At 70.2% G+C, this 10,697-nt stretch carries 11 protein-coding genes; 1 reads left to right on the top strand and 10 read right to left on the bottom strand.

Annotation, left to right across the window (positions count from 1 at the left end; all coding sequences use genetic code 11):
• From AB0395_RS07845 to AB0395_RS07805, 9 genes are all read right to left on the bottom strand, one after another.
• The coding region (locus AB0395_RS07845; protein WP_366278081.1) for a prephenate dehydrogenase at nucleotides 1-1,123 on the bottom strand (1,123 nt) is incomplete at its 3' end.
• A gap of 34 nt (nucleotides 1,124-1,157) precedes the next feature.
• Complete coding sequence (aroH, locus tag AB0395_RS07840) at nucleotides 1,158-1,517, bottom strand: chorismate mutase (protein ID WP_271219364.1); 360 nt, start codon at nucleotides 1,515-1,517, stop codon at nucleotides 1,158-1,160.
• Between the two features lie 78 nt (nucleotides 1,518-1,595).
• Nucleotides 1,596-3,185, bottom strand: a complete 1,590-nt coding sequence (locus AB0395_RS07835) for a pseudouridine synthase (RefSeq protein ID WP_366278079.1) — start codon at nucleotides 3,183-3,185, stop codon at nucleotides 1,596-1,598.
• The gene (gene scpB, locus AB0395_RS07830) at nucleotides 3,185-3,742 is read right to left on the bottom strand and encodes an SMC-Scp complex subunit ScpB (protein WP_366278077.1); all 558 of its coding nucleotides are present in this window, start codon (nucleotides 3,740-3,742) and stop codon (nucleotides 3,185-3,187) included. Before scpB ends, AB0395_RS07835 begins: the two co-directional genes overlap by 1 nt.
• A complete protein-coding gene (locus AB0395_RS07825) occupies nucleotides 3,735-4,559 on the bottom strand; it encodes a segregation/condensation protein A (protein ID WP_366278075.1) in 825 nt (274 codons plus the stop codon). Before AB0395_RS07825 ends, scpB begins: the two co-directional genes overlap by 8 nt.
• A 44-nt stretch (nucleotides 4,560-4,603) precedes the next feature.
• Nucleotides 4,604-5,551, bottom strand: coding sequence for a ParA family protein (locus AB0395_RS07820; protein WP_366278073.1), 948 nt, complete (start codon nucleotides 5,549-5,551; stop codon nucleotides 4,604-4,606).
• Between the two features lie 99 nt (nucleotides 5,552-5,650).
• Complete coding sequence (locus AB0395_RS07815; RefSeq protein ID WP_366278126.1) at nucleotides 5,651-6,577, bottom strand: site-specific tyrosine recombinase XerD; 927 nt, start codon at nucleotides 6,575-6,577, stop codon at nucleotides 5,651-5,653.
• Between the two features lie 12 nt (nucleotides 6,578-6,589).
• Nucleotides 6,590-7,240 (bottom strand): NUDIX hydrolase, encoded by a 651-nt coding sequence (locus AB0395_RS07810; RefSeq protein ID WP_366278071.1) that lies wholly within the window; start codon nucleotides 7,238-7,240, stop codon nucleotides 6,590-6,592.
• 44 nt (nucleotides 7,241-7,284) lie between these two features.
• A complete protein-coding gene (locus AB0395_RS07805; RefSeq protein WP_366278069.1) occupies nucleotides 7,285-8,955 on the bottom strand; it encodes a CTP synthase in 1,671 nt (556 codons plus the stop codon).
• A 156-nt stretch (nucleotides 8,956-9,111) separates the two neighbouring features.
• On the opposite strand from AB0395_RS07805, the gene AB0395_RS07800 reads away from it, so the two are divergent.
• Nucleotides 9,112-9,921, top strand: a complete 810-nt coding sequence (locus AB0395_RS07800; protein WP_366278068.1) for an acyltransferase — start codon at nucleotides 9,112-9,114, stop codon at nucleotides 9,919-9,921.
• Here the strand turns inward: AB0395_RS07800 and AB0395_RS07795 are convergent.
• Nucleotides 9,881-10,696, bottom strand: coding sequence for an ABC transporter permease (locus tag AB0395_RS07795; protein ID WP_366278066.1), 816 nt, complete (start codon nucleotides 10,694-10,696; stop codon nucleotides 9,881-9,883). The genes AB0395_RS07800 and AB0395_RS07795 overlap by 41 nt on opposite strands.
• Nucleotide 10,697 lies beyond the last annotated feature (1 nt).

Below are 10,697 nucleotides of genomic sequence, written 5' to 3'. Positions count from 1 at the left end.
TCCGGTAGATGTCGCCATGCTCGGCAGTCAGACAGTCATGACCAGGATGCGCCCACCATGCTTTTCCCGGTTGCCGCAGCGCCTCGGAGAGCACGGGCACGGCCTCCGGCTGGACCAGCAGGTCGGCGGCGCCGAGCGGCAGGCCGGGGGCGTGCTCGAGACGGACGTCCTCGATGTTGACTCCGGCCGCCTCGGCCACCTGGAACAGCCTGGCCAGCTCGCCGGGACGGTCGCCGATGATGACCTGGACGGTCGCGTAGGCGCGCGCCGGCCCACCGTGCTTGCCGGGGATCATGGCTGTGCCCGCGACACCTCGGCGCAGCAGGTCGGTGACGTCGTTCATGGCGTCCGGGTCGGCGTAGGCGCGCAGCGAGGCCGCGGCGGCGGCCAGGTCGGCCGCGACCGCCTCCAGCACGTCGGCGACCGGCAGCGCGTTGCCCGACAGAATCCCGGTCCACAGCCCGGGATCCCCGGCCGCGATGCGCGTGACGTCGCGGACCCCCTGGCCGGCCAGGCCGAGCGCGGTCGCCGAGGCCTCCGCGAGCCGGGCGGCCACCGCGGAGGCGGCGACGTGCGGGGCGTGCGAGACGATCGCGACGGCTCTGTCGTGCTCGGCCGCGTCGACCTCGACGGCCTCGCCGCCGCAAAGCTTGATCAGGCCAAGCAGGATCTCGACGGCCTCTGGCGAGGTCTCCTCCGTCGGGCACAGCGCCCACGGCCTGCCCAGGAACAGGTCGGCCCTGGCCGCGGCGGGGCCGGAGCGCTCCCTGCCCGCGAGAGGGTGCCCCGCGATGTAGGTGGTCAGGTCGCAGCCCAGGGCGGAGGCCTGCCCGATCGGGAGCCGCTTGACGCTGGCCACGTCGGTGTAGAACCGGGCCGCCCCCTCCCGCTGGAGACGGGCGATCTGGTCGGCGACCAGGTGCGGCGGGACCGCGATGACCGCGAGGTCCACCTGGCGGTCCCCGCGCCACTCGATGCCCGCGCCGAGCTCCCGCGCCAGCCGTACGGCTCCCGCGTCGCGGTCGGCCAGGTAGACGGTGACGCCGTGCTCACGCAGGGCCAGGGCGACCGAGGTGCCGATCAGGCCCGTGCCGACGACGAGAACACTCTCAAGGCCACTCACACGCGCTCCTCTGACGTGGTGACGCGTGACGGGCTCACTGGGCGATGTCCACGCGCAGTGCCGCCGCGCCACGCAGGTAGACGTGCTGGATCTCCTGGCGCGGCCGGTCGGTCTCCACGTGCGCCATCAGCCGTACGACGTGGGGCAGCGCACCCGGGACGTCGATCTCGGACGCGCAGATCAGCGGGACGTCGTGGAAGCCGAGCTTGCGGGCGGCCAGGGCGGGGAACTCCGCGGTCAGGTCGGGCGTGGCGGTGAAGATCACACTGATCACGTCGTCGGTGGTGAGCCTGTTGCGCCCCATCACCTCGGTGACCAGCTCGGTCACCCCGGCCAGGATCGCGTCCCTGTCGTTCCCTTCGACCTGGATCGCACCGCGGATCGCCCGCACCATCGTCGTTCCTCCGTTGTCGTTCACGCCGGGCCGCCATGAGGCGGCCCGGCGTGTCCTGAACGTGTGTGTTCAGGAAGATTACAGGCCGACGGCGGCGTAGAGCTCGCCGACTTCCTTGAGCGTCAGCGCGCGGACCGTCCCCGGCTTGAGGCGGCCGAGCTTGACCGGGCCGAACTCGATGCGGGCCAGGTCGATGACCGGGTGCCCGACCTCCTCCAGCATGCGGCGGACGATGTGCTTGCGTCCCTCATGCAGGACGATCTCCACCAGGGCCTGCTGCCCGTGCTCCTGGACGAGGGCGAAGGAGTCGGCCTTGGCGATGCCGTCCTCGAGCTCGATGCCCTTCTTCAGGCGGCGGGCCAGGTCGCGCTCGATCTTCCCGGGGACCTTCGCCCAGTACTTCTTCTGCACGCCGTAGCTCGGGTGGGTGAGCCGGTTGGCCAGCTCGCCGTCATTGGTGAGCAGGATGAGACCCTCGGTCTCGGTGTCCAGGCGGCCGACGTGGAACAGCCGCTCGGTGCGGTCGGCCACGTAGTCGGCCAGCGACGGACGACCTTCGGGGTCGGACATGGTGCTGACGACGCCGATGGGCTTGTTGATGGCGAGGTAGACCAGGTCGGGCATCGTGGGCAGGCGCTTGCCGTCGACATGGATGACCTGCTTGGCGGGGTCGACCCTGGCGCCGAAGCGGCGGACCACCTGGCCGTCGACCGTCACCCTGCCGGCGCCGATCATCTCCTCGCAGGCCCTGCGGCTGGCCACGCCCGCCTGAGCGAGGACCTTCTGCAGCCGGACACCGCCGGGAACCTCGGTGGTGTCGCGCTCGTCGGTGTAGTCGTTGTCGTAGAAGTCGGAGTCGCGCCGGGGCTGGCGGGCGGTCTTGAAACGGTCGTTCTCGATGGCTCCCGGCCTGAGCTCGGCCTTCGCCGCGGGCCCGCGTGCAGGTGCGGGTGTGGTGCGGCGCTCGCCGTACGAGCCCGCCCGCTTGCCGCCGATCGTCTGGACCTCGTCGTGCCTGCCGGTCCTGCCGAACCGTCCGCGGGAGCCGCCGCTCCGCGTCTCGCCCCGGCCGCGCTCGGCGCCGGACCGGCCGCGCGAGCCGCCTCGGTCGGCGCCGAAGCCGCCGCGGTCGTCACGACGAGGAGCCTCGGAGCGGGAACCACCACGCTCGTCACGACGAGGAGCCTCGGAACGGAAACCGCCGCGGTCGTCCCCGCGCGATGCGTCGGACCGGAAACCACCACGGTCGTCCCTGGGCCGGAAACCATCGCGGTCGTCCCTGCGCGGCCCCTCGGACCGGAAACCACCACGATCATCACGACGCGGCCCATCAGAGCGGAAACCACCCTGCGAACCACCACCGGACCCGCCGAACCGGCCACGCGAGCCGCCTCGGTCGGCGCCGAAGCCGCCGCGCTCATCCCTACGGGGAGCCTCAGAGCGGAAACCACCCTGCGACCCGCCCGACTGGCCACGCGAGCCGTCACGCTCCGCGCGGAAACCGCCGCGGTCGTCCCTACGGGGGGCGTCGGAGCGGAAACCGCCCTGCGACCCGCCCCGGGATCCGCCTTTGGAGTTGCCGCCTCCACGAGAGGTGCCACCGCGCGGGGCGCCGCCACGGCCTCGACCGCGTCCATCACCGGACGGGGTGCTACGCCTGCTGTTCACTACTTCTGCTCCTCTAGGTTTTCCACGTCGTCGGGCAGGAACGGTGCCAGTTCGGGAAGCTCTTCGAGATCCCGTAGGCCCATTCGCTCAAGGAAATACGAACTTGTCCGGTAGAGCAACGCCTGGCTCTCCGGGTCGGTGCCGGCCTCCTCGACCAGCCCCCTCGCCACCAGCGTGCGCATGACACCGTCGCTGTTGACGCCTCGGATGGCCGCCACCCTGGCCCGGCTGACCGGCTGCCGGTAGGCGACCACGGCCAGGGTCTCAAGCGCGGCCTGGGTGAGCCGCGCCTGCTGGCCGTCACGGACGAACCGTTCGACGAGGGCCGCGCATTCGGCCCGCGTGTAGAACCGCCAGCCGCCCGCGACCTCTCTGAGGTCAAAACCCCGGCCCGCGCCGGTGTATTCCGCCGACAGCTCGCGGAGCGCGCCGGACACCTCGTGCGTTGGCCGTTCCAGCACCTGGGCGAGAGTCGTCTCGGTGACCGGCTCGTCGACCACGAGCAGGATCGCCTCGAGGCCTGCGCGGAGGCCGGGCTCGGTTACCGCGTCAGTCATCGGAAGACTCTTTCCCCGTGCTCTCGTCGTAGTCGTCGGCGACGGTGACATCACCGTCGTCGCTGCCGGTCCAGGTCACGTGCAGCTCCCCGAGGGGCTCCAACTGCTCGAAGGAGACGGCCGCCTCCCGGTAGAGCTCAAGGACGGCCAGGAAGCGCGCGACGACCTCGAAGGTGCCCGCGCAGTCGGAGGTGAGGGCTCGGAAGGTCGCCCGGCGCATCCGCCGCAGCCGCTGAACCAGGATAGCCGCCTGGTCGCGGACATTGGCGAGTGGTTGGTAGATGTGGGCGACGGAGACCGAGGGAGGGGTCTTGGGCGCGAATGCGCGCCGGGCCAGCTCCGCGAGGCGTTCCGGGCCGATGCCCAGAACCAGCGTCGGCAGGAGGTTGGCGAACTGGGCCTCCATCGGCACGATCCTGGGGAAGCGTAGGGCCTCCTCCGCCATCCGCCCGGAGAAGACCTTCACGACCTCCTTGTAGGCCCGGTACTGCAGGAGGCGGGCGAACAGCAGGTCACGGGCTTCGAGGAGGGCGAGGTCCTCCTCGTCGTCGACCTCGCCAGAGGGCAGCAGCCTGGCCGCCTTGAGGTCGAGCAGGGTCGCCGCGACGAGCAGGAAGTGGCTCGTCTGGTCGAGGTCCCACTCCGGGCCCCTGGCCCGGATGTAGGCGATGAACTCGTCGGTGACCTGGCTGAGCGAGACCTCGGTGATGTCCAGTTTGTGCTTGGAGATCAGACCGAGCAGCAGGTCGAAGGGGCCCTCGAAGACCTCCAGATGCACTCTGAAGGTGTCGTCGGCCGTCTGCGGCTGCTCGGTCATCCGGCCATTGTCCCGCACCCGGGACCCTGGTCACGGCTAACGAATCACGGTTGCTGGGCGTTCCACCTGGCCAGGACCTCGCGGGCCAGCTCACGGTAGGCGCTGGCACCGAGCGAGGAGGAGTCAAAGCTGGTGATGGGCTCCCCGGCCACGGTGGCGTCAGGGAAGCGGACCGTCCGGTTGATCACTGTGTGGTACACCTTTTCGTCGAACGCCTCGACCACCCGGGCGAGCACCTCGCGGCCGTGCAGGGTGCGCGCGTCGTACATGGTGGCCAGCAGGCCCTCGATGACCAGGTCCTCGTTGATGCGCTGCTGGACCTTGATGATGGTGTCCATCAGCAGCGCGACACCGCGCAACGCGAAGAACTCGCACTCCAGCGGCACCATGACGCCGTGCGCGCAGGCCAGCGCGTTGATCGTGAGCAGGCCCAGGGAGGGCTGGCAGTCGATCAGGCAGACGTCGTACTCGGGCAGGAGAGGCTTGATCACCCGGCCGAGCACCTGCTCACGGGCGACCTCTGTGACGAGCTGGACCTCGGCCGCCGACAGGTCGATGTTGCTGGGCAGCAGGTCCATGCCCTCGACGCCGGTCTCCATCAGCACGTCCCTGGCAGTGATCTGCCGCTCCATCAGGAGGTTGTAGACCGTCAGGTCGAGCTGGTGGGGGTTGATGCCGAGGCCGACGGAGAGGGCGCCCTGCGGGTCGAAGTCGACCAGCAGCACTCGCAGCCCGGCCTCCGCCAGTGCCGCGCCCAGGTTGATGGTGGTGGTCGTCTTGCCGACGCCACCCTTCTGGTTGACCATGGCCACCACACGCGCCGGTCCGTGCACGGTGCGAGGGGGCGGATCGGGGAACACCGGACGAGGTCGCCCGGTCGGGCCGAGGACTCCCCCGCTGCGAGGGGTCCCGGCGGTCTTGGTGTCCCCCCAGGGATTCTCGGGGTTTCCGGGGGTCGTTCCCCGGACAGAACCGTCGGTGGTCACAGTCACCAGTCGAACCTCCCTGACGGCCTCGAACCGGACCGTCCGGACGGACACTATGGCGTCAACACGTATGCGGCAAGGCGGCACGCCCGGACACAGCGAAGGTCAATGCCTCGCACGCGGATGCGCGGCGGCATAGACCTCACGAAGCTTGTCGACCGTGACCAGGGTATACACCTGGGTGGTGGTCACCGAGGCGTGGCCGAGTAATTCCTGAACCACCCTAACGTCCGCACCCCCATCCAGGAGGTGTGTTGCGAACGAATGTCGCAAGATATGCGGTGAGATTCCCGCCAGTCCCCCTCGCTCAGCCGCCGCCTGGAGAACCTCCCAGGCCCCCTGGCGGGTGAGCCGCCCGCCCCTGGCGTTGAGGAACAGTCCCGAGCTTCCCCTCCCCTGGGCGGCGATGCCGGGACGGGCGCCGGTGAGGTAGGCCCCCAGCGCCTCCCCGGCGAAGCGGCCCAGCGGCACCAGGCGGCCACGGCCGCCCTTGCCGCGCAGTCTCACCTGCTGTTTTCTCGGGCTCAGGTCGACGTCCTCGACCGCGAGCCCCACAGCCTCCGAGATGCGGGCGCCCGTGCCGTACAGCAGTTCGAGCAATGCTCGGTTGCGCATCGTGAGCGGCGAGCCCTCAGGACCTGATGCGGCGATCAACCGTTCCACATCGTCCACACTGATCGCCTTGGGCAGCCGCCTGAGCTGGCGCGGCGGCCGTACCCGGCGGGTGGGGTCGTGGTCGCAAACGCCCTCGCGCAGAGCGAAGCGGTGCAGACCTCGCACCGAGGAGACGGCGCGCGCCGCCGAGCTGGCGACGAGGGCCTGATGCTCCTCGTCGCCCTCCCTCAGCGCGGTGAGAAAGGCGGCGATGTCGGCCTCGCCGACCTCGCCGAAGGTGACGCGGCCACGGTCCTTGAGGTACTCCAGATACCGCAGGAGGTCACGGCGGTAGGAGGCCAGGGTGTTGGCGGCCAGGCCCCGCTCCACCGCCAGATGGGCGAGGTAGCTGGAGAGGACGGCCTCCGTCTCGCTCAGGGTCTCCTCCTGTCATGCCTCCGGTGCGTCGGCGGGCCGCAGCGAGGCGAAAGCATCCGCCGAAGCGGCGTATGCGGCGAGAATACCGGCCACGGCTTGGGAATTGTGGATCATTCCCTCCAGGGCACGCCGAACCGCGTCGGACAGGGGAATCCAGACCACCGGCATGTCGGACTCCTCGTGTCGCCTGACGAAGTCCAGCTCGTGCTCGGGGATGAGGGTGAGGTCCCTGGCGAGAAAGATCCGGGTCCGCTCGTCGGTCATTCCCGGCGAGGTGAAGGCATCGACCAGGGTGTGCCAGGTCTCCGCCCGGTAGCCCGCCTCCTCGGCCAGCTCCCGGGCGGCCGCGACCTGGAGCGGCTCATCCTCGACGTCCCGCAGACCGGCGGGCAGCTCCCAGAGCAGGCGCCGGACGGCGTGGCGGTACTGCCTGAGCATCAGCACCCGGTCCTGGTCGTCGAGCGCGAGCACCGCGACGGAGCCGGGGTGGAGCGCGTAGTCGCGGTTGACGACCTCTTCGCCCGGCATGAGGACGGCGTCGGTCACCACGGTGATCACGCGCCCGCTGAAGTGCCTGGTCGAGGAGACGACCTTCCACTCCTCGGGGACGTCGACGACGTCGGGCACGGGCCCGGACGCCGGGTCGCCCACGGGGAGGCTCACAGAGTCGTTCGCAGGGCTGTTCACAGGGCTGTTCACAGGGTCGCTCACTTTCCCCGGCCCGCCTTGGCCGCGGTGCCGCGGACGTCGGCGTAGGTCAGGGACGCCCCGATCAGGCCCTTGAACAGCGGGTGCGAGCGGGTCGGGCGGGAGCGGAACTCGGGGTGCGCCTGGGTGCCGATGAAGAAGGGGTGGACGTCGGCGGGCAGCTCTGCGTACTCCACGAGACGGCCGTCCGGCGACAGGCCTGAGAAGACCATGCCGATCTTCTCGAGCTGGTCGCGGTAGGAGTTGTTGACCTCGTAGCGGTGGCGGTGGCGCTCGTCCACCTTCGCCATGCCGTACAGCTGGCGGGCGAGGGAGCCCTCCGCGAGCTTGGCGGGGTACAGGCCGAGGCGCATGGTGCCGCCCATGTCACGCTCGCCGGAGACGACGTCCTCCTGGTCTGCCATGGTGGAGATGACCGGGTGCGTGGTCTCCGGGTCGAACTCGGTGCTGCCCGCGTCCTCGATGTCCGCCAGGTTGCGGGCGGCCTCGATGACCATGCACTGCATGCCCAGGCAGATGCCGAGCAGCGGGACCTTGGCTTCACGTGCGTGCCGGATGGCGCCCAGCTTGCCCTCGATGCCGCGCACGCCGAAGCCGCCGGGGATGAGCACGCCGTCGACGCCGTCCAGCTCGCGGGCGGCGCCCTCCTGGGTCTCGCAGTCGTCGCTCTTCACCCAGCGGATGTTGACGCGGGCGTCGTTGGCGAAGCCGCCCGCGCGCAGCGCCTCGGTGACCGAGAGGTAGGCGTCCGGCAGGTCGATGTACTTGCCGACGAGAGCGATCGTGACCTCCTTCGCCGGGCGGTGCACCCGGCGCAGGAGCTGCTCCCACTCCTTCCAGTCCACGTCACGGAAGGGCAGTCCGAGGCGGCGCACCACATAGGCGTCCAGGCCCTCCGAGTGCAGCACCTTGGGGATGTCGTAGATGCTCGCCGCGTCGATGGCGGAGACGACCGCGTCCTCGTCGACGTCGCACATGAGGCTGATCTTGCGCTTGAGCGAGTTGGTGATCGGCCGGTCGGAACGGCACACGATCGCGTCCGGCTGGATGCCGATGCTGCGCAGCGCGGCGACCGAGTGCTGCGTCGGCTTGGTCTTCAGCTCGCCGCTCGGCCCGATGTACGGCAGCAGCGAGACGTGCAGGAAGAAGACGTTGTCACGGCCGACCTCATGACGGACCTGGCGCACGGCCTCAAGGAAGGGCAGCGACTCGATGTCGCCGACGGTGCCGCCGACCTCGGTGATGACCACGTCCACGTCGGGGCCCGCCATGGAACGGATACGGTCCTTGATCTCGTTGGTGATGTGCGGGATGACCTGCACGGTGTCACCGAGATACTCGCCGCGGCGCTCCTTGGCGATGACGTTGGAGTAGACCTGGCCCGTGGTCACGTTCGCCGAGCCGTGCAGCTCGGTGTCGAGGAAGCGCTCGTAGTGGCCGACGTCGAGGTCGGTCTCGGCCCCGTCGTCGGTGACGAAGACCTCACCGTGCTGGAACGGGTTCATCGTCCCGGGGTCCACGTTGAGGTAGGGGTCGAGTTTCTGCATGGTGACCCGCAGGCCCCGCAGTTTCAGAAGGCGCCCGAGGCTGGAGGCCGTCAGTCCCTTGCCGAGACTGGAGGCGACGCCGCCGGTGACGAACAGATGCTTGGTGTGTGCGGCGCTGCGCAAGAAGTCTCCCGTGGTCGTCATAGATCAGTCGGCGCGCCCTGCTGACGGCCTACATGTCCACGGGCTCTCAGAATATCAAACGGTTACCGCGATCGGCCCGTACATCCCCTGACCCGCATTTCGCCGCGATATGACCAGGCGGTAACTTGGGCCGCTATGTCACTTCGTGGTGTGGTACGGCGCGCCGTGGGCGGCCTCGTACACCGTGCCTGGGCCGCGGTTCGCGCCGCGGGCGCGGTGAGCGCCGCCAGCCCCGCCGGCTACCGGTTCCGCCGTCTCGGCGAGGGGGCCTGCCTGGCGTTCCCCGTCGGGGCCATCTTCGGCGAGGCGTGGATCGAGATCGGCGACCACACCCTGGTCGGCGAGCGGGTGTCGATCTCCGCGGGCATGGGCCCCGGCGTCGACCTGGGACCCGACTCGATCGTGCGCATCGGCGGGAGCTGCTCGATCGGCAGGGGCAGCCACATCGTGGGGCACCAGTCGATCGACATCGGCGACCACGTCTTCACCGGCCCGTACGTGTACATCACCGACCAGAACCACGTCTACGACGACCCGGAGATGCCGATCGGCCGCCAGTGGCCGCGTAACAACCCCGTGGTCATCGGCTCGGGCTCCTGGCTCGGCACCGGCGCGATCATCCTGCCCGGGACCAGGATCGGCAGGCAGTGCGTGGTCGCGGGCGGGGCGGTCGTCCGCGGTGAGTTCCCGGACCACAGCGTGATCGCCGGGGTGCCTGCCCGGGTCGTCCGCCACTACGTGCCGGGACAGGGGTGGCTGCCGCCCCAGCCCGGCGGCACCCGTACCGAGCCTGCCGCGACCGGTGGCGACGATGTCCTGGCCGCCCAGGCCCGCGTCGTCCGCGCGGAGCCGGACGGCGCGGGCCGCACCGGCGGCGCCCCGCCCTCCGCCACCCAGCCCGCCGTCACCGCGCCAGCCTTCCCAGCAGGCTTGACGCCGCCGTGATGCCGAGCGCGGCGGCCACGAGCAGGACCGCGAAGTCCAGCGGCAGGTGGGAGGGCGTGCCGAGCAGCAGCCCGCGCAGGGCGTCGACCTGGTAGCTGAGGGGGTTGACCGCGCTGACGGCCTGGAGCCACCCGGGCATGACGTCGACCGGGTAGAGCGCGTTCGAGCCGAAGAAGAGCGGCATGGTGATGGCCTGGCCGATGCCCATCAGGCGGTCGCGGGTCAGGACGATCCCGGCGATCGTCACCGACAGGCAGGCGAAGAACGCCGAACCGAGGACCACCGCCGCGGCCACGCCGAGCAGGCGCAGCGGGTTCCAGGTCATGGAGACGCCGAGCAGAGCGGCGATGACGACCACGACGACCGCCTGGATCAACGCCTTGACCCCGGCCGCGAACGCCTTACCGGTGACCAGCGCGGCGCGGGGGGTCGGGGTGACCAGGAGCTTAGTGAGGACTCCGGAGTCGCGCTCCCAGATGATCATGATGCCGTAGAAGATGGCGATGAACATCGCGGACTGGGCGATGATCCCGGGCGCCAGGTAGTCCAGGTACGGGATGCCGCCGGTCGGGATCGCCCTGATGCGGGTGAACGTCTCACCGAAGATCAGCAGCCACAGGGCGGGCTGGACCGCGCGGGTGTACAGCTCGGTGCGGTCGTGGCGCAGCTTCTGCAGCTCGACGACGCACATCGCGACGACCCTGGCGGGCAGCACGCGCCACCCGACGCGGGGGCGCGGTGGGGTCAGCAGCAGGTCGAAGCCGGTGGTGTCCACG

The organism is Streptosporangium sp. NPDC051023 (assembly GCF_040689595.1).
Taxonomy (GTDB): domain Bacteria; phylum Actinomycetota; class Actinomycetes; order Streptosporangiales; family Streptosporangiaceae; genus Streptosporangium.
This window is presented reverse-complemented; position numbering and strand designations above follow the sequence as displayed.